Source organism: Pseudomonas sp. JS425, assembly GCF_018223845.1.
Taxonomy (GTDB): Bacteria; Pseudomonadota; Gammaproteobacteria; order Pseudomonadales; family Pseudomonadaceae; genus Aquipseudomonas; species Aquipseudomonas asiatica.
The window spans coordinates 1,357,625-1,384,613 of record NZ_CP073661.1; the positions used below are offsets into that span (position 1 = coordinate 1,357,625).

Here is a 26,989-nt window from a genome sequence, read left to right on the forward strand (position 1 = left end):
AAGGTTTGCACCCATGCGCTATATCAGTACCCGCGGCCAGGCTCCGGCCCTCAATTTCGAAGACGTCCTGCTGGCTGGCCTGGCCAGCGACGGCGGCCTGTACGTCCCGGAAAACCTGCCACGCTTCACCCAGGAAGAAATCGCCTCGTGGGCTGGCCTGCCGTACCACGAACTTGCTTTCCGGGTGATGCGCCCGTTCGTCGAAGGTAGCATCGCCGACGCCGACTTCAAGAAGATCCTCGAGGAAACCTACGGCGAGTTCGCCCACGCCGCGGTTGCCCCGCTGCGTCAATTGAACAGCAACGAGTGGGTGCTGGAGCTGTTCCACGGCCCGACCCTGGCGTTCAAGGACTTCGCCCTGCAACTGCTCGGCCGCCTGCTGGACCACGTGCTGGCCAAGCGCAACGAGCGCGTGGTGATCATCGGCGCCACCAGCGGTGACACCGGTTCCGCCGCCATCGAAGGTTGCCGCCGTTGCGACAACGTCGACATCTTCATCCTGCACCCGCACCAGCGCGTGTCGGAAGTGCAGCGCCGGCAGATGACCACCATCTTCGGCGACAACATCCACAACATCGCCATCGAAGGCAACTTCGACGACTGCCAGGAAATGGTCAAGGCCAGCTTCGCCGACCAGTCGTTCCTCAAGGGCACCCGCCTGGTTGCGGTCAACTCGATCAACTGGGCGCGGATCATGGCCCAGATCGTCTACTACTTCCACGCTGCCCTGCAGCTGGGTGGCCCGGCGCGTTCCGTGGCGTTCTCGGTGCCGACCGGCAACTTCGGCGACATCTTCGCCGGTTACCTGGCACGTAACATGGGGCTGCCGGTCAGCCAGCTGATCGTCGCCACCAACCGCAACGACATCCTGCACCGCTTCATGAGCGGCAACCAGTATGTCAAGGAAACCCTGCACGCGACCCTGTCGCCGTCGATGGACATCATGGTCTCGTCCAACTTCGAGCGCCTGCTGTTCGACCTGCACGGCCGCAACGGCGGCGCCATTGCCGAGCTGATGGCCAACTTCAAGCAAGGTGGCGGTTTCAGCGTCGAGCAAGACCGCTGGACCGAAGCGCGCAAGCTGTTCGACTCGCTGGCAGTGAGCGACGAGCAGACCTGCGAAACCATCGCCGAAGTGTTCGCCGCTACCGGCGAAGTGCTCGACCCGCACACCGCTATCGGCGTCAAGGCCGCCCGCGAGTGCCGCCGCAGCCTGGACACGCCGATGGTGGTGCTGGGTACCGCGCACCCGGTCAAGTTCCCGGAAGCGGTGGAGAAGGCCGGTGTTGGCAAGGCGCTGGAGCTGCCAGCGCACCTCAGCGACCTGTTCAGCCGTGAAGAGCGTTGCACGGTGCTGGCCAATGACCTGAAGGCCGTGCAGGGCTTTGTCAGCCAGCATGGTAACCGCGGCAAGCCTTTGTAAGCATCGGGGCCGCACTGCGGCCCATCGCCGGAAAGCCAGCTCCCACCCCGACCACATAGACCCAAGGTCATGTGCAATCTCTGTGGGAGCTGGCTTGCCGGCGATGGGCTGCGGAGCAGGTCTAATTATCCGAATCTTCCCACTGCTCCATCAGAAACATCCTATTCAGGTCGCCCAGCGCAACGCCTAAATTAGCCGGTCCTCCCATCAGGAGCGGCTCATGCACCAGCCCTACGTGTTGATCCACCAGGCTCGCCCATCCCATCAGATCCTCCTGCACCAGGCCCTCAACGCTCAGGGCATGTTCCATGTGCGCATCAGCGAAACCAGTGCAGACCTCGACGCCTGCCTGAACGCCGATCACCGCCCCGATCTGCTGATCCTTGACCACGCCATGCCAACCCGGGCCGGCCTTGCCTTGCTCGAACAGCAGCACCGAACTCGTGCTTTGCTGTTCGTCGGCCAGGCTACCCCCGAGCGCCGCAACCTTGCCCAAGAGGCCAGAAACCGGGGCCTGTGGGTGCTCGCCGAACTGCCCTGGCCGCTGTCGATGCCAAGCCTGCAGCGCGCTCTGCAGGCACTGCAGGTGCGCCCGTGGCGGCGTATTCAAACTGTCACGTCCGCCCCGCATGCTCACTGAAGCAGCCGCGGTGTAACGAACTTTCCGCTGCGTCTGTTGGTCAGTTCCTCTATATCCCACCACGCAGCGAGTGATCCGGATGGAAAGAATCTGCAGACTGCTCAACGAAGCCCTGACCCCTTATCAGACCCACCTCGGCATAGCCGATGCCCAGGGTAATCGCCAACTGACCGTTCATGACCGCCTCGCCGGCATTACCTTGCGACGCACGGTGAGCGAACGCCAGTTGCAGGAACAACGCCTGTTGGTCGACCTGGTGGATGGCCTTCACCGTGACCTGCAGATCGCCGAAGGGCGTTTGCAGCCCTGTGTGATCGCGGCATTGCAGCAGCGCCAGCAACCCCATGGAACCTTTGCCTGAGTGGTTTATCAGACACTGTAGGGGCAGCCGGGCCAGTGCTTTGCTCCGGCGCTGGCAAGGCTGCACGGGAAGCCCCCAAGGGCTTTCGCTTGGCCCCGGGCGTGTTTCCCCAGCGTCCGGGGTTTCTTTTTGAGTTGCCTGCACCGGCCCTATCGCCTGCAATCCATCTCCCACAGTTACTGCACATGGCTTGAGGTTGATGCGGTCGAGGTGGGAGCTGGCTTGCCGGCGATAGGGCCGGTGCAGGCAATCAGCGGTCTTCGAAGAAGCGCTTGCTCTCTTCCAGATAGTCTTCCTGCAACGCCGGGTCCAGCCAGCGTGCATACAACTCCGGCAACACATCCCGACGCAGGGCAGGCAGCAGCTGGTCGATGTGCGCAATGGCTTCATGCCCCAGCTCGCTGTTTGAACAGCCCACATGCAGAAACTGGTAGCGGTTTACCCCTTTCACAGGGTGAAACTGGTAGTCAGCCAGTGCCCCGCCTTGCAGGTCGACCAGGTAGCGCACCTCGGGCCAGTAGCCGAGCACCATGCGCAGGCGCCCGAGCTGTTGCATCTGCAGCAGGTTGGCGGTGGCGTCGTTGCCGTAGTGGCGGCTGAACGCGGTGTCGGGCAACTGGCGCAGGATGGCGTCGATCTGTGTGCCATAGCTGCGCTCGGCGACAACACCCAGCTTCAGTGGGGTCTTGCTCAGCAGGTTGAGCAGGTCTACCTCCTGGCCGTCGAGGTAAGGCGCCACCAGCGCCTCGCTTTCCTTGCGCAGCACCAGGCCGCCACTGAGCACGCCCAGGGAAGGCACGGAAAACCTCACATATTCGGCGCGTTCCGGCGTCCACAGCAGGGTCGGGTCGCAGGTGAAACTTTTCGGGTCCTGCAGCATCTGGATGCCGCGGGCGCGGTTGACCCGCAGGATGCTGTGGTCGTACTCGGGCATCTGCCTGATCAGCAGGGGCAGCAACTGGTCGATCACCCCTTGGCCTTTTTCCGGCCCTTCCAGAATGGTGAACGGCGGCAGGTCGCGCACCAGCCAGAAGAGGCGCTCCTTGGCGCTGGCAGGCTGCAACAGCAATGCGGGCAGCAGCCCGCACAGCAGGGCCAGGTGGCGTAGGCAACGGGCTGCGCGCATGGACCAGGGCCGCGCCAGGGTCAGACCGTGCCTGCTTCGCGCAGGCTGGCGATGGCCGCCGCGTCGTAGCCCAGGTTGCCGAGCAGTGCCTCGGTGTGTTCGCCCAGCGCCGGGCCTACCCACTCGGTGGAGCCGGGGGTGTCCGACAGCTTGGGCACGATGCCCGGCATGCGGAATGGCTTGCCGTCCGGCAGCTTGGCCTGCAGGAACATTTCGCGTGCCAGGTACTGCGGGTCGTTGAACATGTCCTCGGCCGAATAGATGCGGCTGGCCGGCACTTCGGCGGTGTTCAGCACCTGTATCAGTTGCTCCAGCGGCAGGCTGTTGGCCCAGCGGTCGATTACCCCGTACAGCTCGTCACGGCGCAGGTCCCGGCCATCGTTGGTGGCCAAGGTCGGGTCGTCGGCCAGGTCGGTGCGGCCAATGGCTTGCATGAAGCGCTTGAAGATCGCATCGCCGTTGGCGCCGATCTGCACATGCTTGCCGTCGGCGCTGGTGTGAATGGAGGAGGGCGTGATGCCTGGCATGATGTTGCCGGTACGTTCGCGGATAAAGCCGAACACATCGAACTCCGGGACCATGCTTTCCATCATGGCGAATATCGCTTCGTACAGGGCCACGTCCACCACCTGGCCCTGGCCGCCGTTGACTTCCCGGTGTCGCAGCGCCATCAGTGCACCGATCACACCCCACAGGGCAGCAATCGAGTCACCGATGGAAATGCCCGTGCGCACCGGTGGGCGGTCGTCGAAGCCGGTGATGTAGCGCAGGCCGCCCATCGACTCGCCCACGGCGCCGAAGCCCGGCTGGTCCTTCATCGGCCCGGTCTGGCCGAAGCCCGACAGGCGCACCATTACCAGGCGCGGGTTGAGCGCGTGCAGCACGTCCCAGCCCAGGCCGAGTTTTTCCAGCACGCCTGGGCGGAAGTTCTCGATCAGGATGTCGGCGTCGGCCAGCAGGCGTTTTAGAATCTCGCGCCCCTCTGGGTGCTTGAGGTTGAGGGTGAGCGACTGCTTGTTGCGGGCCTGCACGAACCACCACAGCGAGGTGCCCTCGTACAGCTTGCGCCATTTGCGCAACGGGTCGCCGCCATCGGGCGATTCGACCTTGATCACCTCGGCGCCGAATTCGGCACAGATACGCGAGGCGAACGGGCCAGCGATGAGGGTGCCGAGTTCGACAACCTTGAGACCGGCGAGGGGTTTGCTGGGCGTAGTCATGGGGCATCCGTGGCAGCTGGGCAGATGCGTGGTTTTATCATAGGTCCGAAGCGGCAGATACTGCTGCGGGGCAACGAAGGGCAGTATCGGTTAGACTGTGTCACTTTTTCTCTGCGCAAGAAGCCCGTCGACCATGGCCCAGCCGTCCACCACCTACAAATTCGAACTGAACCTGACCGACCTCGACCGCGGCGTGTACGAAAACGTCCGTCAGACCATTGCCCGCCACCCTTCGGAAACCGAAGAGCGCATGGCCGTACGCTTGCTGGCCTACGCCCTCTGGTACAACGAAAACCTGTCGTTCGGCCGTGGCCTGTCCGACGTGGACGAGGCGGCGCTGTGGGAAAAGAGCCTGGACGATCGCATCCTGCACTGGATCGAGGTAGGCCAGCCGGACGCCGACCGACTGACCTGGTGCTCGCGCCGCACCGAGCGTACCAGCCTGCTGGCCTACGGCAGCCTGCGCGTATGGCAGAACAAGGTGGTAGACGCGGTCAAGGGGCTGAAGAACCTGAGCATCGCCGCCGTGCCGCAGGAGGTGCTGGAAACCCTCGCCACCGACATGCCCCGCACCATCAAGTGGGACGTGATGATCAGTGAAGGCACGTTGTTCGTCACCGACGACCGTGGCCAGCACGAAGTGCAGCTGGAGTGGCTGCTTGGTGAGCGTGGCTGAAGCCCCTCATGCGTATCGAACCTCGCCCGCTGCCGCCCACCCTGCCATTCCTGGGTAACCTGCCACCCTTGCTGACCCGCCTGTACGCCGCGCGCGGCGTGCAGAGCGAGGCCGAGCTGGACAAAAGCCTCGCGCGCCTGCTGCCGTACCAGCAGCTCAAGGGCATCGAGGCCGGCGTGGATCTGCTGGTCGAGGCTATCGACCAGCGCCAGCGCATCCTCATCGTCGGCGACTTCGATGCCGACGGCGCCACTGCCAGTACTGTCGGCGTGCTGGGCCTGCGCCTGCTGGGCGCGGCCCACGTCGACTACCTTGTGCCCAACCGCTTCGAGTACGGCTACGGCCTGACCCCGGAGATCGTCGAGGTGGCGCTGCAACGCCAGCCGCAGCTGCTGATCACCGTGGACAATGGGATTTCCAGCGTCGACGGTGTGGCAGCCGCCAAAGCCGCCGGGCTCAAGGTGCTGGTCACCGACCACCACCTGCCGGGCGCGGAGTTGCCCGACGCCGACGCCATCATCAACCCCAACCAGCCGGGCTGTAGTTTCCCGAGCAAGGCGCTGGCTGGGGTAGGGGTGATCTTCTACGTGCTGATGGCCCTGCGTGCGCGTCTGCGCAGCCTGGGCCGCTATGAAACGCAGCCGCAGCCGAACATCGGCGAATTGCTCGACCTGGTGGCCCTGGGCAGCGTCGCGGACGTGGTGCCATTGGATGCCAACAACCGCATCCTGGTGCACCAGGGCCTCGAACGCATTCGTGCCGGCCGCGCCCGACCGGGGCTGAAGGCCATTCTTGAAGTGGCCCGTCGCGATCATCGGCGCATCACCTCGACTGACCTCGGCTTCATCCTTGGCCCGCGGCTGAATGCTGCCGGGCGCCTGGACGACATGAGCCTGGGCATCGAATGCCTGCTGTGTGAAGACGCGGCCCTGGCCCAGGACATGGCCCAGCAGCTGGACGACCTGAACCAGGACCGCAAGTCCATCGAACAGGGCATGCAGCGCGAGGCCCTGGCCCAGCTCAAGGACCTGCCTGTCGAGTCGATGCCATATGGCCTGTGCCTGTTCGATGCCGACTGGCACCAGGGGGTAATCGGTATTCTGGCTTCGCGCCTGAAGGAGCGTTACCACCGGCCGACCATCGCTTTTGCCGACGCTGGCGAGGGCATGCTCAAAGGGTCGGCGCGTTCGGTGCCGGGGTTCCATATTCGCGATGCGCTGGATGCGGTGGCGGCGCGCCACCCGCACCTGATCAGCAAATTCGGCGGCCACGCGATGGCGGCGGGGTTGTCGTTGCCCGAGGCCAATTTCCCGGCATTTGCCGAGGCGTTCGATGAAGAAGTACGACGCCAGCTGCGCGAAGAGGACCTGACCGGTCGGCTGTTGTCCGACGGCAGCCTGGCGGTGGAGGAGTTCCACCTCGACCTGGCCAAGGCCCTGCGCCATGCCGGGCCCTGGGGGCAGCACTTCCCCGAGCCGCTGTTCCATGGCGTGTTCCAGCTGGTGGAGCAACGCGTGGTGGGCGAGCGGCACCTGAAGGTGGTGCTCAAGAGCGAGTGCGGCTCGGTGCGGTTGGACGGCATTGCCTTTGGCATTGACCGCGAAGTGTGGCCGAACCCGACGGTGCGTTGGGTCGAGCTGGCGTACAAGCTGGATGTGAACGAGTTTCGTGGTAATGAAAGTGTGCAGTTGATGATTGCCCACATGGAGCCCCGTTGAGGGTAGATACCGCCGCTGCTGACGGCCTGGCGCTGGCCCGTTGTGGGAGCGGGTTCACCCGCGAACACCGGCGAACCCGGTGCCATCCACTGCGTCGCCTGCTTCGCGGGTAAACCCGCTCCCACAGGGCCTGCGGCGGGCTTGAAACTTGCGCTGTACCTGAGGGAGCTGGCTTGCCGGCGATCACCGGCGAAGACGGTGCCATCCACCGCGTCGCTGCTTCGCGGGCATGCCCGCTTGTATGGTTAGACTTGAAGGGGTGGTGGGACTAAATGCCCGATTCTGACTGTTCACAGCAGTACAGACCGTGGGAGACATCGCCCCACCCCTTCCACCAAAGCGCCGATAAAGAATGCATCGTTTGCAAGCGACGATAGAAGCAAGCCAGCGCCTCTTGGTGAAACCCCTTCAAGCCGAAAAACCATAACGTGAGGAGCCGCCCATGGCAATGCAGGTAGGTAAGTTGATCGTGGGTGCGGATGTCGCGAAGGCTGAGCTGGTTATCCACCACGATGATCGCGACGAGATCATCAGGCTGAAAAACTCCAAACTCGAGATCAGAAGGTGGCTCAAGCAACAAACCCTCAACACCGCTATCGCTGTTGAGGCGACCAATGTCTACCACTTGGACCTGGTTGAATTGGCCCACAGCCTAGGCTTCGAGGTCTATGTCATCGATGGTTTTCAATTGAGCAACTACCGGAAAAGTGTTGGGGGACGGGTTAAAACCGACCCCTCCGATGCTCGGTTGTTGTCCCGTTTTTTAAAAAATGAAGGCGAGGACCTTCGCCCTTGGAGCCCGCCTCCCGCTGTCTACGGCAAGCTTCAGAGCCTCTTGCGACGCAGAGCCGCCTTGGTGACTGCTCGTACTGCAATGACTCAGAGCTGGGCTAACGAAAGCCTTTTGAAAGCCGCCTTCGAAACTTTTGTGAAGTCGATAGATCGGCTGGATCAGTTGATTCAAAAGAAGATTAAAGAAGTACTGCGAGACGCTGGGCTACAGGAACAAGTCGCTCGCTGCCAGGCAGTAGAGGGCATTGGTTTTCTCACCGCCGCAGCATTGGTGATGGCTTTTACAAGGGGCGAGTTCAAAAGCAGTGACTCGTACATTGCATTCCTAGGAATGGATTTACGAGTCAGTGATTCCGGACAGAAGAATGGGCGACGTCGCCTCACCAAGCGAGGTTGTTCAGAAATTCGTCGCTTATTGCACAACGCTGCGATGGCGGCCAGCAGATCGGCAGCCTGGAAAGGGCTTTACGAACAGCATCGGAGCAGTGGTAAAGCAACAACCCAAGCGTTGGTAATCCTGGCAAGAAAGCTCGCGCGGGTGGCATTCGCCCTGATGAAAAATCAGGACGAATACGTCACTAAAGGCGCGAAACTGGCTTGCTGAAAACCATAGAATCTCCCACAGGGCCTTCACCGGGCTCGAGGCTTGCGCTGTACCTGTGGGAGCGGGTTTACCCGCGAACACCGGCGAAGCCGGTGCCATCCACCGCGTCGCCTGCTTCGCGGGTAAACCCGCTCCCACAGGGCCTGCGGCGGGCTTGAGACTTGCGCTGTACCTGTGGGAGATTCTATGGTTTTAGGGAAGTTTTTTAAGCGGCTTTTGACCGATACTCATCTCCGCTTTTCAGTAGGGCAAATACTACTCGCGCCAATTTGCGTGCGAGCATGACAAGCGATGCTGTCGTGCTAAAACCACGTGCCAGGCGCTCTTCGTAGTACGATTTCCATACTGCCGTGCGGCATGCCGACATGGCTGCGTTGTGAAGGAGGCGTCGAGCTTCGGGGTCTCCTCGCTTCGTGAGCTTGGATTGCCCTTTTTTCTGCCCCGACTGCGCAATCCTCAGATCCATACCCAAAAAGGCGATAAACGCATCACCCCCGCTGAAGTTGCCACGCTGAAACGTCGCAGTCAGGCGTGCAGCCGTTAGAAAACCAATCCCCTCGACCTTCATGCAGCGCTTTACCTGAGGCATCAGTCCGGCCTTTTCCAGCAGACCCTTGATCATCTTCTCCACCAGCAGCTCAAGCCGCTGCATCGCACGCAGATGTGTCTTGAAGGCGGCTCTAAGTAGCGGTTCATTAGCCCATCCCTGAGACAGGCTGGTTCGTGCCTGGACCAGTCCCGCACGTCGCCGAAACAGGCTCAGAAGTTGTCGATAGATAGCCGGTGGCGGCGCCCAAGGCGTAAGGTCCTGTCCTTCGTTCTTCAGATAGCGGGCCAACAGCTGGGCATCAATTGCATCTGTCTTAGCGCGTACGTTGACGCCTTTGCGGTAATGGCTCAGGGCGTAACCATCTACCACGTAGATCGTATGCCCAAACTCAAAGGCCAGATCCGTAAACAGAACGTGATAAATGTTGGTCGCCTCGATGGCCACGGACATCGCACCCGAGAGGCCTTTGAGCCATTTCTTAATAGCTGCTTTGGTATTGGGGATTGCTATGAGCTCTGCTGATTCATCGTCCCAGATGACCAGTTCCGCTTTGGCCACATCCACGCCAATCAGCCGCTTTGAATCAGCAACCACCATTGCCATGAGCAACTCTCCTCGATAGTGTTGAAGCACTTGAAGGGTCACCCAGAGGCGCTGGCTTGTGTCTTTCGTCGGTCTGAGCCCGGAAGCATTCTTTATCGGCGCTTGGGTGAAAAGGGAGGAGGGGCGAGATCTCCCACGGTCTGTACTGCGCTAACAGTCAGAAGCTGGCTTTGTCCCTCCTCCTCCCTTCAAGTCTAACCATACAAGCTGGCTTGCCGGCGATCACCGGCGCAGCCGGTGCCATCCACCGCGTCGCTGCTTCGCGGGCATGCCCGCTCCCACAGGGCCTGCACCGGGCTCAAGGCTTGCGCTGTACCTGTGGGAGCGGGTTTACCCGCGAACACTGGCGAAGCCGGTGCCATGCACCAAGTCGCATTCTTCGCGGGTAAACCCGCTCCCACAAGGCTCTGCGGCGGGCTGGCTAATGTGCTCCATGTGCGATCGATGATCACATCAAACTCAGCGCGCCATACCTAACTCGGCATCATCCATCAGTGCCTTGGCCATCGCACTGAGATAGTGCGCAGCCCAGATCATCATGGGTTTCTCATCCATTAGCCCGACGATGGTCAACTCCCGCACATAGCCCATCAATTCCGAAGCCTGATCACGGGCGTCTCGGCACGGAATGCCCGCTTCGATGCGAAATAATGGGTGAGTCTGGTTTTCACCCTGAAAGAAAGTGGTCTTGCCGACGGTGAACTGGGTGTCTTCTGTAATCATTTTTCTAGCAATTCCTTGAAGGTTAAAGGAGTTGCCACCGCCGTTTCCACACGAAGGGCGGCAACTGTATGCAGGGTGGAAAACCGGCCTTCAAGGAACCCGGTAGGCCAAACGGCCTCCCGCACACAGCTGCCATTACGACAGGAACTTGAAGGTTGACCGAGTTTCCACACCCGCATCGCTGGATTTCAGCGACTCAGAAAGCCTAAGTGGCAGTGTTTCCAGGAACAATCAGACGCCTGTCGACAGAACATGTAGGGTATTTCCTCAGGCCAGGTATCACCAGATCCAACTCGTAGGGGATATCTGAAATGCCTGTCAGAGTGCTTGCCTGTAGCGGAGCTCAGGGCTGCCAGGTACCTGCCTTGAGAGCGATCTCATAGGCGACATCACCCTCGATCCAAACCCCCGCACCCCACGCGAAATCCCATGGAACCTCCCCCCCAACCATTCTGGTCTAGTCTGAAGTTATGACCGGACCTGGGCCAGGGACGTGCAATTGAGTGTCCGGGCCGGATCACCATTGGAGTCCTTGGGAGGTGCCCTCATGAGCCTGCTGCTCGAGCCTTACACCCTGCGTCAGCTGACCCTGCCCAACCGCATCGCCGTTTCGCCGATGTGCCAGTATTCCGCCGTCGATGGCCTGGCCAACGATTGGCACCTTGTCCATTTAGGCAGCCGCGCCGTGGGCGGCGCTGGCCTGGTAATCACTGAAGCCGTGGCGGTGACCGCCGATGGCCGCATCACCGCCGAAGACCTCGGCCTGTGGGACGACGCTCAGATCGCCCCGCTGCAACGCATCACCCGTTTCATCACCGCCCAGGGGAGCGTGCCCGGCATCCAGCTGGCTCACGCCGGGCGCAAGGCCAGCACCTATCGCCCATGGCTGGGCAAGCAAGGCAGCGTCAAGCTCGAGGAGGGCGGCTGGCAACCGGTGGGCCCGTCGAAAATCGCCTTCGACCCGCAACACACGACGCCGCACGAGTTGAACCACAATGAGATTCAGGCTGTGATCTCCGCCTTTGTCGCCTCTACCGAGCGCGCCCTGAAGGCCGGTTTCAAGGTGGTCGAAATCCACGCCGCCCACGGCTACCTGTTGCACCAGTTCCTGTCGCCGCTGAGCAACCAGCGTCGCGACGAATACGGCAGTTGCTTCGAAAACCGCATCCGCCTGACCCTGCAGGTGGTCGAGGCCGTGCGCAAAGTCTGGCCTGCCGAGTTACCGCTGTTCGTGCGGGTGTCGGCGACCGACTGGGTCGAGGACGGCTGGAACCCGGATGAAACCGTCGAACTGGCCCGCCGCCTGCGTGGTTTGGGCGTCGACCTGATCGATGTGTCCTCCGGCGGCACCTCGGTCAACGCCGAAATCCCCACCGGCCCGGGCTACCAGACGCGCTTCGCCGAGCGTGTGCGCAAGGAATCGGAAATCGCCACCGGCACCGTGGGCATGATCACCGAACCGGCCCAGGCCGAGCACATTCTGCGCACTGGCCAGGCCGACATCATCTTCCTCGCCCGCGAACTGCTGCGCGACCCGTACTGGCCGCTGCACGCCGACGACGACCTGGGCGGCAACAAAGCTACCTGGCCTGCGCAGTACCAGCGCGCCACCAGCCGGGCCAACCCGATTCACGAGTCGGACCTGCGGGATTGACCTGACCCAAGCATTACACGGTCGTTATAGGAGCGGCCTTGTGTCGCGAAAGGGCTGCGAAGCGGCCCCAGGTTTCCAGCTCCGCCGCTGATATTGCCGGGGCCGCTTTGCGGCCCTTTCGCGACACAAGGTCGCTTCTACAACGACCGCGTCGGCATCTCAATTCAGCTATAGGCAGCCTTGCTGAGAATATCGCTTACCCACTGGTTGATACTTTTCTCGGCCAACTCGGCCTTGGCCGCCACACTGGCATGAAGGGTAGGCTCCAGGCGCAGGCTGAGCTTGCCGGAGTAGGTTTTCTGTGGCTCACGGCCCAGGCGTTGGCAAGTCTCAAGATAATCGTCCACGGCGTCTTCGAATGCTTGGCGCAGCTCACTGATCGATTCGCCATGGAAACCGATCACATCGCGAATACCTGCGACATGGCCGATCAGTAACTGGTCTTCGTCGCTGTATTCGATACGAGCGGCGTAGCCGCGGTAGGTCATGACATTCATGGTATTACTCCTGCCTGCTCGAGGAACTGGCGGGCGTCTCTTAGTTGATAGGGCTTGGCGTGCCTGTCCGGATGAGGGCGATGGAAGGTTGCTACTGCGCCATTGAGTTCAAAGCGAACCCGTGACCCTCTTCCTTCGATGATCCGGGCACCCAGTGATACCAACATTGACTCCAGTCGCACCCATTCCAGCGTCCTGGGAACCGGCTTTTTCAGTACTGCTTCAAGTGTGGCTTGCTGATGGTTATTCATGGTATCAGATTATGATACCAATGAGAGGGGCTCAATGGATGCGTAGTAGGATGGAGGGGATCGTGCTTGAAGGAAATGTCTGAGATGTTGATCGAGGGGATGCAAAAGCCCCTCGATCAACACGACCGCTCAATGCTTGATCATCACATGCCGCACACAGGTGTAGTCCTCCAGCCCATACATCGACATGTCCTTGCCATACCCCGAATGCTTCTGCCCGCCATGGGGCATTTCGCTGACCAGCATGAAGTGGGTGTTCACCCAGGTGCAGCCATACTGCAGGCGCGCCGCCAGGCGGTGGGCGCGGCCGGTGTCGCGGGTCCATACCGATGAGGCCAGGCCGTAGTTGGAGTCGTTGGCCCATTCCAGCGCCTGCGCTTCGTCGTTGAAGCGGGTCACCGACACTACCGGGCCGAACACTTCGTTACGCACGATTTCGTCGTCCTGCAGGGCGTCGGCCAGCACTGTCGGCTCGAAGAAGAAACCGTCGCCATCAATCGCCTTGCCACCGGTCACCAGGCGAATGTGTGGCTGGGCAATGGCCCGTTGCACCAGCCCTGCGACCTTGTCACGGTGTTGGGCACTGATCAGTGGCCCCAGTTCGGTGTCCTCGGCTTCCTGCAGGCCCGGTTTGAGGCTGGCCACCGCGGCCCCCAGGCGTTCGACGAAACGCTCGTAGATGCCATCCTGCACGTACAGCCGACAGGCGGCGGTGCAGTCCTGGCCGGCGTTGTAGAAGCCGAAGGTACGGATGCCGTCGATGGCGGCATCGATGTCGGCATCGTCGAACACCAGCACCGGGGCCTTGCCGCCCAGTTCCATGTGCATGCGTTTCACGCTGTCGGCGGTGGCGCTGATGATGTGCGCGCCGGTGGGGATCGAGCCGGTCAGCGACACCATGCGCACCTTGGGGTGGTTGACCAGCGGGTTGCCGACCGTCTGGCCACGGCCGAAGAGGATGTTCAGCACCCCCGGTGGCAGCAGGTCCCGGGCCAGGTCGCCGAGGCGCAGGGCGGTCAGCGGGGTCAGCTCGGAGGGCTTGATCACCACCGTGTTGCCGGCGGCCAGGGCCGGGGCGATCTTCCACGCCAGCATCATCAACGGGTAGTTCCACGGCGCGATCGAGGCCACCACGCCCAGCGGGTCGCGGCGGATCATCGAAGTATGGCCCGGCAGGTACTCGCCAGCTGCCGAGCCGCCCAGGCAGCGCGCCGCACCGGCGAAGTAGCGGAACACGTCGGCAATTGCCGGGATCTCGTCATTCAGCGCGGCGCTCAGCGGCTTGCCGCAGTTCTGCGATTCCAGTCGGGCCAGTTCGTCGCCATGGGCTTCGATAGCGTCAGCCAGTGCCAGCAAGGCTTGCGAGCGTTCCTTGGGGCTGGTTTGCGACCAGCTGTCGAAGGCCTGGTCGGCGGCGCGCACGGCGCTGTCCACCTGGGCCTCGCTGGCTTCGTTGATCTGCGCCAGGGCACTGCCCAGCGCCGGGTTGAGCACCGTCCAGGCCGGGCCTTCGCCAGCGACCAGCTGGCCATTGATCAGCATCTGCGTTTGCATCGGGGACTCCTCCAGGGTCATTTGCCGCTGCCCGCGACGCTTTCGCCGCCACGGGTCAGGTAATAGGCGCCAAGTATCGGCAGCATGGTCACCAGCATCACCAGCATGGCGACCACGTTGGTCACCGGCACGTCGCGCGGGCGGCTGAGCTGGTTGAGCAGCCAGATCGGCAGGGTGCGTTCGTGGCCGGCAGTGAAGGTGGTGACGATGATTTCGTCGAACGACAGGGCAAAGGCCAGCATGCCACCGGCCAGCAGCGCCGAACCGAGGTTGGGCAGGATGATGTAGCGGAAGGTTTGCCAACCGTCGGCACCGAGGTCCATCGAAGCTTCGATCAGGCTCTGCGAAGTGCGCCGCAGGCGGGCGATCACGTTGTTGTAGACGATAACCACACAGAACGTGGCGTGGCCGACCACGATGGTGAACACGCCGGGCTCGATCCCCAGGCTCTTGAACGCCGAGAGCAGGGCGATGCCGGTAATGATGCCAGGCAGGGCAATAGGCAGTATCAGCATCAGCGAAATGCTCTCCTTGCCGAAAAAGCTGCGCCGGTACAGCGCCGCCGAGGCCAGCGTGCCGAGCACCAGGGCGATCAGCGTGGCCAGGCAGGCCACCTGCAGCGACAGCTTTATCGCTTCCAGCACATCGGGCCGGGCAAAGGCCACGGCGAACCACTTCAGGGTAAAGCCCTTGGGCGGGAAGCTGAACGCCGCGTCTTCGGTGTTGAAGGCATACAGGAAGATGATCAGGATCGGGAAGTGCAGGAACAGTAACCCGCCCCAGGCCGCCAGGCGCAGCCCGGTCGAGGCTTTTTCAGAGTGCATCGAAGGCTCCCAGTCGCTTGACGATGGACAGGTACACCGCGATCAGCACGATCGGCACCAGGGTGAACGCGGCGGCCATCGGCATGTTGCCGATCGCCCCTTGCTGGGCATAGACCATGCTGCCGATGAAATAGCCGGGCGGGCCGATCAGCTGCGGCACGATGAAGTCGCCCAGGGTCAGCGAGAAGGTGAAGATCGAACCGGCGGCAATGCCCGGGATCGACAGCGGCAGGATCACCTGCACGAAGGTCTGGCCGGGCCTGGCGCCCAAGTCTGCCGAAGCTTGCAGCAGCGACGGCGGCAAGCGTTCCAGCGAGGCCTGGATCGGCAGGATCATGAACGGCAGCCAGATGTACACGAACACCATGAAGCGCCCCAGGTGCGAAGTCGACAGCGTGCTGCCGCCCACGCCCGGGACCGCCAGCACCATTTGCAGCAGGGCATCCAGGTGCAGCTGCTGGACGAACCACTGGGCCACGCCGCCCTTGGCCAGCAGCAAGGTCCAGGCGTAGGTCTTGACGATGTAGCTGGCCCACATCGGCATCATCACTGCGATGTAGAAAAATGCCTTGGTCTTGCCGCTGGTGTAGCGCGCCATGTAGTAGGCGATGGGGAAGGCCAGCACCGCGCTGGCCAGCGACACCGCCAGCGCCATTCCCAGGGTGCGCAGGATGATGTCGAAGTTCGACGGGTTGAACAGCGCGGCGAAATTGCCCAGGGTCAGGTCCGGGGTCACCGCCATGGTGAAGTCGTCGAAGGTATAGAAGCCTTGCCACAGCAGGTTCAGCAGCGAGCCCAGGTAGATCGCGCCGAACCAGGTCAGCGGTGGGATCAGCAGCAGGGCCAGGTACAGGTTGGGGCGCCGGTACAGCAGGTTGGACAGGCCGCGCAGCGTGCTCATGTCAGCGGCCCTCCGTTTCCTGCAGCACCGTCATGGCTTCGCGGGGCCAGTGCGCCTGTACTCGTTGCCCGGGTTGCCAGGCCTGTGCCTGGGCCTGCCAGCGGTCGTTGGCCTGGCTCACCGCCAGCAACTGGCCGCTGTCCAGTTGCAGCTCGTAGCGGGTGGCACTGCCCTGGTACTGGATATCGCGCAGCTGGCCGCTGACCTGGACGTGCTGGCCGGCTGTGGCCGGGTCGCCGAGGCGGATGTGTTCGGGGCGAATGGAGAAGGGCGCCGGGCTGCCATTGAGCAAGGTGGCCAGTTCGCCGCGCACAACGTTGGAGGTGCCGACGAACTCGGCTACGAAGGTGGTGGCCGGCTGCATGTACAGGTTGCGCGGGGTGTCGACCTGCTCGATACGGCCGCGGTTGAACACTGCGACGCGATCGGACATCGACAGCGCCTCGGTCTGGTCGTGGGTGACGAAGATGAAGGTGATGCCCAGCTGGCGCTGCAGCTTTTTCAGCTCGCCCTGCATCTGTTCGCGCAACTTCAGGTCCAGCGCGCCAAGCGGCTCGTCCAGCAGCAGTACTCGTGGCCGATTGACCAGCGCGCGGGCCAGGGCCACGCGCTGGCGCTGGCCACCGGACAACTGCGCCGGCTTGCGCGCGCCGTAGCCGGCCAGGGCCACCATCGCCAGGGCTTCTTCGGCGCGGCTGTGGCGTTCGGCCTTGGCAACGCCTTTTACCTTCAGGCCGTAGGCGATGTTGTCCAGTACGTTCATGTGCGGGAACAGGGCGTAGTCCTGGAATACGGTGTTGACGTCGCGCTGGTAGGGCGGTACGCCCGCAGCCTCGACACCGTGGATGCGGATCGAACCGCTTGTGGGTTGCTCGAAGCCGGCGATCAGGCGCAGGCAGGTGGTCTTGCCCGAGCCAGAGGGGCCGAGCATGGAGAAGAATTCGCCATCGATGATGTCGATGCTGACCTGGTCGACGGCCTTGACCTCGCCGAAGGTGCGGGAAACGTGGGTGAACTGGACGGCTAGGGGCATGCGTGTGCTCCGGACAACTGGCTTACTCCTGTGCCTGCCTCTTCGCGGGTGAACCCGCTCCTACAGGTTCATCACCGCCTGTAAGGGTGGTGCTCTACCTGTGGGAGCGGGTTCACCCGCGAAGAGGCCGGCACAGGCATTCAGGCAACCTCAGCGCCCGCCCATGATCGCAATGTAATCCTGGGTCCAGCGGCTATACGGCACGAACTTGCCGCCCTGGGCCTGCGGGGTTTTCCAGAAGGCGATCTTGTCGAAGTTGTCGAAACCGTTGGTCTTGCAGCCCTCGGCCCCCAGCAGCTCGTTGCCGGTGCAGGCCGCCGGCACCGCCGGCAACGAACCGAACCAGGCCGCCACGTCACCCTGTACTTTCGGCTGCAGCGACCAGTCCATCCATTTGTAGGCACAGTTGGGGTGCTTGGCCTCGCTGTGCAGCATGGTGGTGTCGGCCCAGCCGGTCGCGCCTTCCTTGGGAATGGTCGAGGCCACGGGCTGCTTTTCGGCTTTGAGGCCATTGACCATGTAGCCCCAGGAGCTGGAGGCAACCACGCCTTCGTTCTTCACGTCGCTCATCTGCACCGTGGCGTCATGCCAGTAGCGGTGGATCAGCGGTTGTTGCTGGCGCAGCAGTTCCAGCACGGCCTTGTATTGTGTTTCGCTCAGCTCGTACGGGTCCTGGATGCCCAGTTCCGGTTTGGCCGTCTTCAGGTACAACGCCGCATCGGCGATGTAGATCGGCCCATCGTAGGCCTGCACGCGGCCCTTGTTCGGCTTGCCGTCGGGCAGGTTCTGCGGCTCGAACAGCACACCCCAGGTGGTGGGCGCCTGCTTGAACACGTCGGTGTTGTACAGCAGCACGTTCGGGCCCCATTGGTACGGGGTGCCGTAGACCCGCTTGTCGACCACGTACCAGCCACCGTTCTGCAGCCGTGGGTCGATGTTCTTCCAGTTGGGGATCAAGTCGGTGTTGATCGGCTGTACCCGCTTGCCCGCGATCAGCCGCAGCGAGGCATCTCCCGAGGCGGTGACCAGGTCGTAGCCGCCCTTGGTCATCAGGCTGACCATTTCGTCCGAGGTGGCGGCGGTCTTGACGCTGACCTTGCAGCCGGTTTCCTTCTCGAAGCCGGTCACCCAGTCGTAGGCCTTATCGCTTTCACCGCGCTCGATGTAGCCGGGCCAGGCGACGATGTCCAGGCGGCCCTCGCCGGGCCCCAGGGCCTTGGGCGGTTCGGCAGCCTGCAGGCTGGCGCTGGCCAGCACGGCGCAGGCGGTTGCGCCGAGCAATGCGGTCTTGTGCACTGACATGGTGTTCCCTCTTCTTGGAGATTTTGGTCGGGGCAGTCATCAAGCAAGCCGTGAAGCGAGCGTTATAGGCGTAGTGCGGTTTACGCGCGGTATTGGCGATATCGAGTCTAGTTGGCTTTTTGCCAGCCAATGCAACATCCGGAAGCAAATCCCCCCATGGCGATCGAGCGGGCAGGGCTTAACCTGACGGTTCCCTTGGCCAACGTGGAGACCGTTTGATGAACACCCGGGGATTGCTCGACCAGTTGCTCAAGTCCGGCCAGGACTTGCTCGCCAGCCAGGCCGGCAAGGGCAGCTCTGGCAAGCCAGGCGCCAGTGCCGGCGGCCTTGGCAGCCTGCTTTCCGGTGCCGGTGGTGGTGCCCTGGCAGCGGGTGCCATGGGTTTGCTGCTGGGCAACAAGAAAGCCCGCAAATATGGCGGCAAGGCCCTCACCTATGGCGGCCTGGCCGCGCTCGGTGTGCTGGCCTACAAGGCCTACGGCAACTGGCAGGCGCGCCAGCAGGTGGCCGCCACCGAGCCACAGACCGTCGACCGCCTGCCGCCGGCCCAGGCCGAGCTGCACAGCCAGGCGGTACTGCGGGCGCTGGTGGCGGCGGCCAAGTCCGATGGCCATATCGACGAACGCGAGCGTGCGCTGATCGAGGGTGAATTCACCCGCCTGGACAACGACCGCGAGTTGCAGCACTGGCTGCATGCCGAGCTGAACAAGCCGCTGGATCCGGCCGAAGTGGCCCGTGCCGCGCAAACGCCGGAAATGGCCGCCGAGATGTACCTGGCCAGCGTGATGATGGTCGACCAGGAAAACTTCATGGAGCGCGCCTACCTGGACGAACTGGCCCGCCAGCTGCGCCTGGACCCGGCCCTGCGCCAGGAGCTGGAAAGCCAGGCAAGGCTTGCCGCCGGCCAGTGATGGGGGCTGCGTTGCAGCCCATCGCCGGCAAGCCGGGTCCCACATGGATCACACATGACCTGAGGTCATGCGGTCGAGGTGGGAGCCTGGCTTGCCGGCGATGGGCCGCACAGCGGCCCCAATGGCGTTGGGCACAAATGACCGGTCTGTCGGCAAGGTTACCTGGTCACCCCACATTTCAGCCGCATGAGCACTGGGCGCCTGGGCTATACTTCGGCGATTTTTCCCGCTCGTTGTGAATTCCTGAGGGCTGAATGTGAAGAACTGGACCTTGCGCCAACGGATCCTGGCAAGTTTCGCCGTGATCATCGCCATCATGCTGCTGATGATCGTGGCCGCCTACTCGCGGTTGGTGACCATCGCATCCGCCGAACAGGCAGTGGGGACCGACAGCATTCCCGGCCTCTACTACAGCTCGATGATCCGCAGTGCCTGGGTCGACGGTTACGTGGCTAGCCAGCAGTTGGTAGGCCTGTCCAACCAGCGTGAATTCACCTCGGCCGATGCGGAACTGTTCAAGAGCTTCCAGGACCGCCTGAAAGAGCACATGGCCAGCTACCAGGGCACCATTCAGGATGATGACGACCAGGCGCGGTTCGATGCCTTCATCCAGATGGAGGTTGCCTACCTCAAGATCATCGAGCAGGTGCTGGAAGCCTACCGAAAGCACGACTATGCCGAAGCCCAGCGGTTGATCACCGATGTGCTGACCCCGGCCTGGGTGGACGGCCGCAAGCTTCTGAACGAAGTGATCGAGCACAACCGTGCCGCTGCTGACGCCGACACCAACGAGATTGTCGGTGCCGTGAGCACCGCCAAGGGCAGCATGATGGTTTCGCTGCTGCTGGCGATCATCGCCGCCGGTATCTGCGGCCTGTTGCTGATGCGCGCCATCACCGCGCCCATGCAACGCATTGTCCATGCCCTCGACAAACTGCGCTCCGGCGACCTGAGCATGCGCCTGAGCCTGGACCGCAAGGACGAGTTCGGCGCCATCGAAAGCGGCTTCAACGAAATGGCCGAGGCCCTGGCCAACCTGGTGGCCCAAGCCCAGCGTTCGTCGGTGCAGGTGACCACCTCGGTGACCGAAATTGCCGCAACCTCCAAGCAACAGCAGGCCACCGCCACCGAAACGGCTGCCACCACCACCGAAATCGGCGCCACCTCGCGGGAAATCGCCGCCACCTCGCGTGACCTGGTGCGTACCATGACCGAAGTCACCTCGGCCGCCGACCAGGCCTCCAGCCTGGCCGGCTCCGGCCAACAGGGCCTGGCACGCATGGAAGAAACCATGCACCAGGTGATGGGCGCCGCCGACCTGGTCAACGCCAAGCTGGGCATCCTCAACGAAAAGGCCAGCAACATCACCCAGATGGTGGTGACCATCGTCAAGGTTGCCGACCAGACCAACTTGCTGTCGCTCAATGCTGCCATCGAAGCGGAAAAGGCCGGCGAGTACGGCCGCGGCTTTGCCGTGGTGGCCACCGAAGTGCGCCGCCTGGCCGACCAGACCGCCGTTGCCACCTACGACATCGAGCAGATGGTGCGCGAGATCCAGTCGGCGGTGTCGGCCGGGGTCATGGGCATGGACAAGTTTTCCGAAGAAGTGCGCCGCGGCATGTTCGAGGTGCAGCAGGTGGGCGAACAGCTCAGCCAGATCATCCACCAGGTGCAGGCTCTGGCGCCGCGCGTGCTTATGGTCAACGAAGGCATGCAGGCCCAGGCCACCGGTGCCGAGCAGATCAACCAGGCGCTGGCCCAGCTCAGCGATGCCAGCACCCAGACAGTCGAGTCGCTGCGCCAGGCCAGTTTCGCCATCGATGAGCTGAGCCAGGTGGCCGCAGGCCTGCGTGGCGGCGTATCGCGCTTCAAAGTCTGACCGCGATGAACGACTTGCAACCGCGCGCCGCGCGGACGGGCAACGCCAAGGGGGCGTTGTACCTGCAGTTTCGCATTCGGGAGCAACGCTTTGCCCTGAGCGTGCACGAGGTGATCGAGGTGCTGCCGCGCCAGCCGTTGAAACCGATCGCCAAGGCACCTGCCTGGGTCGCAGGTATCCTTGCGCACCGAGGCCTGTTGGTACCAGTGGTCGACCTGGCGGCATTGAGCTTCGGCCAACCGGCAGCGCAGCGCACCAGTACCCGCCTGGTTCTGGTGCACTACCGAGTCGGCCTGCAGCTTGGCCTGATACTGGAGCAGGCCACCGAAACCCTGCGTTGCCACCCCGACGAGTTCCAGCCGTATGGCGTGGACAGCGGCGAGGCCCCGTATCTGGGCCCGGTGCGTCAGGATGAGCAGGGCTTGTTGCAGCGCATCGAAGTCAACGACCTGCTCCCCGATGCCGTGCACGAGTTGCTGTATGCGGGTGATCCGACAGGGATGCCGACATGAACGAACAGCATTTTTTCCGCTATTTGCGCGAGCGCATTGGCCTGGACGTGGAGTCGGTGGGCTCGCCCATGGTCGAGCGTGCGCTGCGCCAGCGTTGCGTGGCCGTGGACGCCGCGGACCTGGATGATTACTGGCTGCATCTGCAGCAGTCGACGGATGAGCAACAGGCGCTGATCGAAGCGGTCATCGTCCCGGAAACCTGGTTCTTCCGTTATCCCGAATCCTTCACCGCCTTGGCCAGCCTGGCGCACAAGCGCCTGGCCGAGCTGGCCGGGGCGCGCCCGCTGCGCTTGCTCAGCCTGCCTTGCTCGACCGGCGAGGAGCCCTATTCGCTGGCCATGGCCTTGCTCGATGCCGGTATCGCGCCGGGGGCGTTCATGATCGACGGCATGGACATCAGCCCCAGTTCCGTGGCCAAGGCCGGGCAGGCCGTGTACGGGCGCAATGCCTTCCGTGGCAGTAACCTGGGCTTTCGCGAGCGTTACTTCGATGCGCTCGACGAAGGCCACCTCCTGCATGAGCGGGTGCGTGACCAAGTCAGCCTGCAGGTGGGCAACGTACTCGACCCGGCGCTGGCCAGCCGCGATGGCCTGTACGACTTCGTGTTCTGCCGCAACCTGCTGATCTATTTCGACGTGCCGACCCAGCAACGGGTGTTCGAAGTGCTCAAGCGCTTGCTGCATCCACAAGGCGTGCTGTTCATCGGCCCCGCCGAAGGCAGCTTGCTGGCGCGGTTGGGCATGCGCCCGCTGGGGATTGCCCAGTCGTTCGCCTACGTGCGCCAGGAGGGCGGTAGCGCTGCGCTGGCTACGCCCCCGGTCCAGCCCTTGCGGCGCACGTCGCCAGCACCTGCCAAGCCAGGCTCTCCGTTACCGAGCGCAGCGTTGCCGCGCCCATTGCGGGTGCTCCCCTTTGCCGCCAAGCCAGCACCGGCGCGCGAGCACAAACGCGAGGATGCAACTGAGTTGCTGGCCAGCATTGCCCGGCTTGCCAACGCCGGTGCCAGCGAGCAGGCCCGTGCCGAATGCCAGCGCTACCTGGGCCAGTTCGCGCCTTCGGCGCAGGTTTACTACTGGCTGGGGCTGCTCAGCGACACCGAAGGCGATGCGCAGCAGGCTCTGACCCACTATCGCAAAGCCCTGTACCTGGAACCGCAGCACTCCGAGGCGCTGGTACACCTGGCTGCCTTGCTGGCAGCCCAGGGTGACCTGGCCGGTGCCCGGCGCCTGCAGGAGCGCGCCGCGCGGGTTGGCCGGGAGTCTGAACGATGAAGGAATCCGCGATGCAATTGCTCGCCGAGGCTGACACGCACGTCGATGACTGCTGGAACCGTATTGGCGTGCACGGCGACAAGCAGTGCCCATTGCTGGAGCGTCATGTTCACTGTCGCAACTGCGAGGTATATGCCGCAGCGGCCACACGCCTGCTCGACCGCTACGCACTTATGCAGGACCACCAGGCAGCCGTGGCTGCGCCGGTGGAGGAAAACACCGGCCGCTCCATGCTGCTGTTCCGCCTTGGCGAAGAATGGCTGGCGCTGCCCACCGCCTGCCTGGCCGAAATTGCCCCGCTGCAGGCGGTGCATTCGCTGCCGCACCAGCGCTCGCGGGTGCTGCAGGGGGTGGCCAACGTACGTGGTGCGCTGGTGCCGTGCCTGTCACTGGCTGACTTGCTGGGTGTGCAGGCCAGCGCTGCCGAGCAACGTGGCGGCCGGGCGATGCCACGCATGCTGATCCTGGCCGCGGAGGGCGGGCCGGTGGTGATGGCGGTCGAGGAAATCGACGGCATTCACCGGCTCGACCCGCTGCTGCTGAACAGCGGGCAGGACGCCTCCCACTTCACCGCAGCGGTCCTGCAATGGCGTGGCCGCAGCGTGCGGGTGCTGGACGATCAACATTTACTGTCTGCCGTGCAGCGGAGCCTGTCATGACCCCAGAGCAAATGCGCGACGCATCGTTGCTCGAACTGTTCAGCCTGGAGGCCGAGGCGCAGACCCAGGTGCTCAGTGCCGGCCTGATGGCGCTGGAGCGTAATCCCACGCAGGCCGACCAGCTCGAGGCTTGCATGCGCGCGGCCCACTCGCTGAAGGGCGCGGCGCGGATCGTCGGAGTGGACGCTGGCGTCAGTGTCGCCCATGTCATGGAGGACTGCCTGGTGGCAGCCCAGGAGGGTCGCCTGCGGCTGAGCGCCGAGCATATCGATGCCCTGTTGCAGGGCACCGACCTGTTGATGCGCATCGCCACGCCTGGCGATGCCGGGGCGCAGGCGACCCTGCCGGTGTTCCTTGCGCAAATGGCCAACCTGCTCGACCCGGGGGCGGCAGCCTTGCCCCCCGCGCCGCCAGCCGTGCCAGCGCTGCCGGAAGCGCCGGCGCAAACCGTGCAAGCCAAACCGTTGCCGCTGCCCGTCGAACCCTTGGAGCCTGAGCCCGAGCTGGCCCTGCGTCGCAAGGCCGGCAAGCGCACCGGCGAAGGTACGGAGCGGGTGCTGCGGGTCACCGCCGATCGCCTCAACAGCCTGCTCGACCTGTCCAGCAAGTCGCTGGTGGAAACCCAGCGGCTCAAGCCTTACCTGGCCACCCTGCAGCGCCTCAAGCGCATGCACGGCCAGGGCATGCAAGCGCTTGATGGCCTGCGCATGCAACTGGAGGACAGTGGCCAGAGCAGCGAGGTGCTCGAGGCCCTGGCACAGACCCAGCGCCTGCTGGCGGAAACCCAGCAGATCCTGCAGCAGCAGGCTGCCGACCTGGACGAGTTCGGCTGGCAGGCCAGCCAGCGCGCACAATTGCTGTACGACACCGCGCTGGCCTGCCGGATGCGGCCGTTTGCCGATGTGCTGACCGGCCAGAGCCGCATGGTGCGCGACCTTGGCCGTTCGCTGGGCAAGCCGGTGCGGCTGCTGGTGGAAGGGGAGAAGACCCAGGTCGACCGTGATGTGCTGGAAAAGCTCGAGGCACCGTTGACCCACCTGTTGCGCAACGCGGTCGACCACGGCATCGAGCTGCCCGAGCGGCGCCTGCTGGCGGGCAAGGCGGAGGAGGGCGTGATCCGCCTGCGGGCCTCGCACCAGGCCGGTATGCTCAGCCTGGAACTGATTGACGACGGTGCCGGCATCGACCTCGAACGCCTGCGCAGCAGCATTGTCGAGCGCGCCCTGTCGCCCGCTGACACGGTGGCGCGCATGAGCGAGGAAGAGTTGCTGACATTCCTGTTCCTGCCCGGTTTCAGCCTGCGCGACAAAGTCACCGAGGTGTCTGGGCGCGGTGTCGGCCTGGATGCGGTGCAGCACATGATCCGGGAGCTGCGCGGTTCGATAGAGCTGACCCAGCTGGCCGGGCAGGGCTGCCGTTTCCATTTGCAGGTGCCACTGACCTTGTCGGTTGTGCGCAGCCTGGTGGTCGAGGTGGGTGGCGAGGCCTATGCCTTCCCGCTCGCTCATATCGAACGCACGCTCGAAGTAAGTGCCGAAGAGATCGTGCAGATCGAGGGGCGCCAGCATTTCTGGCACGAAGGCCGGCACATAGGCCTGGTCGCGGCCAGCCAACTGCTCAATCGCCCGGCCGGGCAAACGCAGGAGAGCAACCTGCGCGTGGTGGTGATCCGCGAGCGCGAGCAGCTGTACGGGGTAGCCGTGGAGCGACTGATGGGCGAGCGGGTGCTGGTGGTGATGCCGCTCGACCCACGGCTGGGCAAGGTGCAGGACATCTCTTCCGGCGCCCTGCTCGACGACGGCTCGGTGGTGCTGATCGTCGATGTGGAGGACCTGCTGCGTTCGGTGGAGAAGCTGCTCAGCACTGGCAGCCTGGAACGCATTGACCGCGGCAGCAGCGGCACCCGTGGCGTGGCGCGCCAGCGCATCCTGGTGGTCGATGATTCGCTGACCGTGCGTGAACTGCAGCGCAAGCTGCTCGGCAACCGTGGCTACGACGTGGCCGTTGCGGTGGATGGCATGGACGGCTGGAATGCCTTGCGTGGCGAGGACTTCGACCTGCTGATCACCGACATCGACATGCCACGCATGGACGGCATCGAGCTGGTCACCCTGGTACGCCGCGACCAGCGCCTGCAATCGCTGCCGGTGATGGTGGTGTCCTACAAGGACCGTGAGGAAGACCGACGGCGGGGCCTGGATGCCGGCGCCGACTACTATTTGGCAAAGGCCAGTTTCCATGACGATGCGTTGCTGGATGCTGTGGTTGAGCTGATCGGAGGTGCTCAGGGATGAAGATCGCCATCGTCAACGACATGCCCATGGCCGTCGAGGCGCTGCGCCGGGCGGTTGCCCTCGAACCGGCGCACCAGGTGGTGTGGGTGGCCAGTAATGGCGCCGAGGCGGTGCAGCGCTGCACCGAGCAGCAGCCAGACCTGATCCTCATGGACCTGATCATGCCGGTCATGGATGGCGTCGAGGCCACCAGGCGGATCATGGCCGAAACCCCTTGCGCCATCGTCATCGTCACGGTCGATCGCAAGCAGAACGTGCACCGGGTATTCGAGGCCATGGGCCACGGCGCCCTCGACGTGGTCGACACGCCGGCGCTGGGGGCGGGCGATCCGCGTGAAGCGGCAGCGCCACTGCTGCGCAAGATCCTCAACATAAGCTGGTTGATTGGTCAGCAGCGCGCACCGGCCGCACGCCCGGTCGCCGCACCCGTGCGGGCGGCGTCACAGCACCGCGGGCTGGTCGCGATCGGTTCGTCCGCTGGCGGCCCGGCGGCCCTCGAAGTACTGCTCAAGGGCCTGCCGGCGGCGTTTCCGGCGGCCATCGTGCTGGTCCAGCATGTGGACCAGGTATTTGCCGCGGGCATGGCAGAATGGCTCAGCAGCGCCGCCGGCTTGCCGGTGCGCCTGGCCCGTGAGGGCGAGCCACCACAGCCGGGGCAGGTATTGCTGGCCGGCACCAATCACCACATCCGCCTGCTACAGAACGGCCAACTGGCCTACACTGCCGAACCTGTCAATGAAATCTACCGGCCCTCGATCGATGTGTTCTTCGAGAGTGTGGCGCGCTATTGGACCGGCGATGCGGTGGGTGTGTTGCTTACCGGCATGGGCCGCGATGGTGCCCAGGGCCTGAAGCTGATGCGCCAGCAGGGTTTCCTGACCATTGCCCAGGACCAGGCCAGCAGCGCGGTATACGGGATGCCCAAGGCCGCTGCGGCCATCGATGCCGCAGTGGAGATCCGCCCGCTGGAACGCATAGCCGGGCGCTTGATGGAATTTTTCGCAAAATGAC

General features: G+C 63.6%; 25 protein-coding genes. 14 read left to right on the forward strand and 11 right to left on the reverse strand.

What is annotated here, in order from left to right; genetic code table 11:
* The first annotated feature begins 13 nt into the window (after positions 1-13).
* The 3 genes from thrC (at position 14) to KDB76_RS06205 (ending at position 2,424) form a co-directional block, all read left to right on the forward strand.
* On the forward strand, positions 14-1,423 hold the full coding sequence (gene thrC / locus KDB76_RS06195; protein WP_010952565.1) for a threonine synthase: 1,410 nt from the start codon (positions 14-16) through the stop codon (positions 1,421-1,423).
* 220 nt (positions 1,424-1,643) lie between these two features.
* Positions 1,644-2,063, forward strand: a complete 420-nt coding sequence (locus KDB76_RS06200; protein ID WP_013971194.1) for a response regulator — start codon at positions 1,644-1,646, stop codon at positions 2,061-2,063.
* Positions 2,064-2,142: 79 nt separating this feature from the next.
* Positions 2,143-2,424, forward strand: coding sequence for a DUF3509 domain-containing protein (locus KDB76_RS06205; RefSeq protein ID WP_013971195.1), 282 nt, complete (start codon positions 2,143-2,145; stop codon positions 2,422-2,424).
* A 250-nt stretch (positions 2,425-2,674) separates the two neighbouring features.
* On the opposite strand, the gene KDB76_RS06210 is transcribed toward KDB76_RS06205, so the two are convergent.
* Both KDB76_RS06210 and KDB76_RS06215 read right to left on the reverse strand, forming a co-directional pair.
* Positions 2,675-3,550: a TIGR02285 family protein gene (locus tag KDB76_RS06210; protein ID WP_013971196.1), complete on the reverse strand. Its 876-nt coding sequence runs from the start codon at positions 3,548-3,550 to the stop codon at positions 2,675-2,677.
* Positions 3,551-3,570: 20 nt separating this feature from the next.
* The gene (locus KDB76_RS06215) at positions 3,571-4,770 is read right to left on the reverse strand and encodes a CaiB/BaiF CoA-transferase family protein (protein WP_013971197.1); all 1,200 of its coding nucleotides are present in this window, start codon (positions 4,768-4,770) and stop codon (positions 3,571-3,573) included.
* 133 nt (positions 4,771-4,903) lie between these two features.
* Here KDB76_RS06215 and KDB76_RS06220 point away from each other — a divergent pair, with 133 nt between their 5' ends.
* From KDB76_RS06220 to KDB76_RS06230, 3 genes are all read left to right on the forward strand, one after another.
* Positions 4,904-5,446 carry a YaeQ family protein gene (locus KDB76_RS06220; RefSeq protein ID WP_013971198.1) on the forward strand — a complete coding sequence of 181 codons (543 nt, stop codon included), beginning with the start codon at positions 4,904-4,906 and terminating at the stop codon, positions 5,444-5,446.
* 8 nt (positions 5,447-5,454) lie between these two features.
* Entirely contained in the window at positions 5,455-7,164 is a 1,710-nt protein-coding gene (gene recJ / locus KDB76_RS06225) for a single-stranded-DNA-specific exonuclease RecJ (protein WP_013971199.1), read from the forward strand.
* Positions 7,165-7,606: 442 nt separating this feature from the next.
* On the forward strand, positions 7,607-8,560 hold the full coding sequence (locus tag KDB76_RS06230) for an IS110 family transposase (protein ID WP_013973518.1): 954 nt from the start codon (positions 7,607-7,609) through the stop codon (positions 8,558-8,560).
* 205 nt (positions 8,561-8,765) lie between these two features.
* Here KDB76_RS06230 and KDB76_RS06235 read toward each other — a convergent pair whose 3' ends face one another.
* Entirely contained in the window at positions 8,766-9,713 is a 948-nt protein-coding gene (locus tag KDB76_RS06235; RefSeq protein ID WP_038408539.1) for an IS110 family transposase, read from the reverse strand.
* A gap of 459 nt (positions 9,714-10,172) precedes the next feature.
* Positions 10,173-10,436 (reverse strand): DUF3077 domain-containing protein, encoded by a 264-nt coding sequence (locus KDB76_RS06240; protein ID WP_023660495.1) that lies wholly within the window; start codon positions 10,434-10,436, stop codon positions 10,173-10,175.
* A gap of 547 nt (positions 10,437-10,983) precedes the next feature.
* On the opposite strand from KDB76_RS06240, the gene KDB76_RS06245 reads away from it, so the two are divergent.
* On the forward strand, positions 10,984-12,090 hold the full coding sequence (locus KDB76_RS06245) for an NADH:flavin oxidoreductase/NADH oxidase (protein ID WP_013971201.1): 1,107 nt from the start codon (positions 10,984-10,986) through the stop codon (positions 12,088-12,090).
* A 164-nt stretch (positions 12,091-12,254) separates the two neighbouring features.
* Here KDB76_RS06245 and KDB76_RS06250 read toward each other — a convergent pair whose 3' ends face one another.
* The 7 genes from KDB76_RS06250 to ydcS form a co-directional block, all read right to left on the reverse strand.
* Complete coding sequence (locus KDB76_RS06250; protein ID WP_013971202.1) at positions 12,255-12,587, reverse strand: type II toxin-antitoxin system HicB family antitoxin; 333 nt, start codon at positions 12,585-12,587, stop codon at positions 12,255-12,257.
* Positions 12,584-12,838, reverse strand: coding sequence for a type II toxin-antitoxin system HicA family toxin (locus KDB76_RS06255; protein WP_013971203.1), 255 nt, complete (start codon positions 12,836-12,838; stop codon positions 12,584-12,586). The genes KDB76_RS06250 and KDB76_RS06255 overlap by 4 nt, the downstream gene beginning before the upstream one ends.
* A gap of 129 nt (positions 12,839-12,967) precedes the next feature.
* A complete protein-coding gene (locus KDB76_RS06260) occupies positions 12,968-14,392 on the reverse strand; it encodes a gamma-aminobutyraldehyde dehydrogenase (RefSeq protein ID WP_013971204.1) in 1,425 nt (474 codons plus the stop codon).
* A 17-nt stretch (positions 14,393-14,409) separates the two neighbouring features.
* The gene (locus KDB76_RS06265) at positions 14,410-15,216 is read right to left on the reverse strand and encodes an ABC transporter permease (protein ID WP_013971205.1); all 807 of its coding nucleotides are present in this window, start codon (positions 15,214-15,216) and stop codon (positions 14,410-14,412) included.
* Positions 15,206-16,117, reverse strand: a complete 912-nt coding sequence (locus tag KDB76_RS06270; RefSeq protein ID WP_013971206.1) for an ABC transporter permease — start codon at positions 16,115-16,117, stop codon at positions 15,206-15,208. The genes KDB76_RS06265 and KDB76_RS06270 overlap by 11 nt, the downstream gene beginning before the upstream one ends.
* 1 nt (position 16,118) lies before the next feature.
* Positions 16,119-17,150, reverse strand: a complete 1,032-nt coding sequence (locus KDB76_RS06275; protein WP_013971207.1) for an ABC transporter ATP-binding protein — start codon at positions 17,148-17,150, stop codon at positions 16,119-16,121.
* Between the two features lie 150 nt (positions 17,151-17,300).
* On the reverse strand, positions 17,301-18,452 hold the full coding sequence (gene ydcS / locus KDB76_RS06280) for a putative ABC transporter substrate-binding protein YdcS (RefSeq protein WP_013971208.1): 1,152 nt from the start codon (positions 18,450-18,452) through the stop codon (positions 17,301-17,303).
* Between the two features lie 218 nt (positions 18,453-18,670).
* Between ydcS and KDB76_RS06285 the strand changes: the two genes are divergently transcribed.
* From KDB76_RS06285 to wspF, 7 genes are all read left to right on the forward strand, one after another.
* Positions 18,671-19,363 (forward strand): tellurite resistance TerB family protein, encoded by a 693-nt coding sequence (locus KDB76_RS06285; RefSeq protein WP_013971209.1) that lies wholly within the window; start codon positions 18,671-18,673, stop codon positions 19,361-19,363.
* Positions 19,364-19,619: 256 nt separating this feature from the next.
* A complete protein-coding gene (locus KDB76_RS06290; RefSeq protein ID WP_013971210.1) occupies positions 19,620-21,242 on the forward strand; it encodes a methyl-accepting chemotaxis protein in 1,623 nt (540 codons plus the stop codon).
* Between the two features lie 5 nt (positions 21,243-21,247).
* On the forward strand, positions 21,248-21,754 hold the full coding sequence (locus KDB76_RS06295; protein WP_013971211.1) for a chemotaxis protein CheW: 507 nt from the start codon (positions 21,248-21,250) through the stop codon (positions 21,752-21,754).
* Positions 21,751-23,025, forward strand: coding sequence for a CheR family methyltransferase (locus KDB76_RS06300; RefSeq protein WP_013971212.1), 1,275 nt, complete (start codon positions 21,751-21,753; stop codon positions 23,023-23,025). Before KDB76_RS06295 ends, KDB76_RS06300 begins: the two co-directional genes overlap by 4 nt.
* Complete coding sequence (locus KDB76_RS06305) at positions 23,022-23,684, forward strand: chemotaxis protein CheW (protein WP_013971213.1); 663 nt, start codon at positions 23,022-23,024, stop codon at positions 23,682-23,684. Before KDB76_RS06300 ends, KDB76_RS06305 begins: the two co-directional genes overlap by 4 nt.
* Positions 23,681-25,978 (forward strand): hybrid sensor histidine kinase/response regulator, encoded by a 2,298-nt coding sequence (locus tag KDB76_RS06310; protein WP_024086386.1) that lies wholly within the window; start codon positions 23,681-23,683, stop codon positions 25,976-25,978. Before KDB76_RS06305 ends, KDB76_RS06310 begins: the two co-directional genes overlap by 4 nt.
* Positions 25,975-26,988, forward strand: a complete 1,014-nt coding sequence (gene wspF, locus KDB76_RS06315; RefSeq protein WP_013971215.1) for a Wsp signal transduction system protein-glutamate methylesterase WspF — start codon at positions 25,975-25,977, stop codon at positions 26,986-26,988. Before KDB76_RS06310 ends, wspF begins: the two co-directional genes overlap by 4 nt.
* Position 26,989: the final 1 nt, after the last annotated feature.